We start from the raw sequence: 365 nt of genomic DNA, 5'->3' as shown, positions 1-365 counted from the left end.
AAATTACCAATCGCTTGGGTGACTTGATAGAAGACGGTTTTGATTTGGCAATAAGGACCGCTGAGCTTGAAGACTCATCGCTCATTGCAAGACGTCTTATAGATAGCCGATGGGTGATATGTGCGACGCCAGACTATTTAAAGCGATATGGTACGCCTCAAACCCCTGAAGAATTAGACAATCATGAGTGCATAATCTATAAGTTAGATAATACCTCTAACAACATATGGCCAGTATGTATAGACGGCACAGAGCAATTAATGCCTGTCCATGGTAGGTTTCATAGCAATCATCTTAGTGCGATTAAACAAGCCACGCTCAGCGATTTAGGCATTGCTTTTTTGCCCCAAGCGTTGGTCCATGAG

The 365-nt window shown here is 43.0% G+C and carries 1 protein-coding gene; it reads left to right on the top strand.

Annotated elements, in window-relative coordinates; translation table 11 throughout:
* On the top strand, positions 1 to 365 hold a 365-nt coding region (locus AAEZ03_RS26245; RefSeq protein WP_350582682.1), incomplete at both ends, for a substrate binding domain-containing protein.

It is taken from the genome of Pseudomonas sp. HY2-MNA-CIBAN-0224 (assembly GCF_040310285.1).
Lineage (GTDB): Bacteria > Pseudomonadota > Gammaproteobacteria > Pseudomonadales > Pseudomonadaceae > Aquipseudomonas > Aquipseudomonas helleri.
Note: the sequence above shows the minus strand (reverse complement) of the source record. Positions and strands in the feature narration are given on the sequence as shown.